The organism is Microbacterium sp. AISO3 (genome assembly GCF_002204305.1).
Taxonomy (GTDB): domain Bacteria; phylum Actinomycetota; class Actinomycetes; order Actinomycetales; family Microbacteriaceae; genus Microbacterium; species Microbacterium arborescens.
In genome coordinates this window covers 1-387 of record NZ_NHRF01000206.1, presented here as the reverse complement: position 1 = coordinate 387, position 387 = coordinate 1, and the positions used below count along the sequence as shown (strand labels likewise).

Genomic DNA, 387 nt, shown 5'->3' with positions numbered 1-387 from the left:
GCGCAGGCCGCCTGAACCCGCGGCCGTGACCCCGGTCACGTCGACACTGTGGCCGAACGGCGATAGCCGAGCCACAGTGTCGGTGTCGGAAGGGAGGCCGCGCATGGCCTGGAGAGCTGGACCGAAGACGTCGGCCTGCACGGCGCTGGCGGTCGCGCTGGCCGCCGCTTGCCCGGGCGCAGCCGGGGCCGGCGAGTGGCGCGCCCCGCGCACGCCGGACGGCCGCCCGGACCTGGGCGGGTCCTGGAGCAACGCCACCCTGACACCGTTCGAGCGGCAGAAGGACTTCACGGAGCTGGCGGTGCCGGAGGCGGACGCCCTCGCCTACGACAAGAAGTGGGTCGGCATCGTGCGCCAGGAGAAGGACCCGGTGGGCCAGGCCGACAC

General features: G+C 74.4%; 1 protein-coding gene. It reads left to right on the top strand.

What is annotated here, in order from left to right; translation table 11 throughout:
• Window positions 1-103: 103 nt before the first annotated feature.
• Window positions 104-387 (top strand): hypothetical protein (locus CBF90_RS16985; RefSeq protein ID WP_197690619.1); only part of this gene is annotated, 284 nt, incomplete at its 3' end.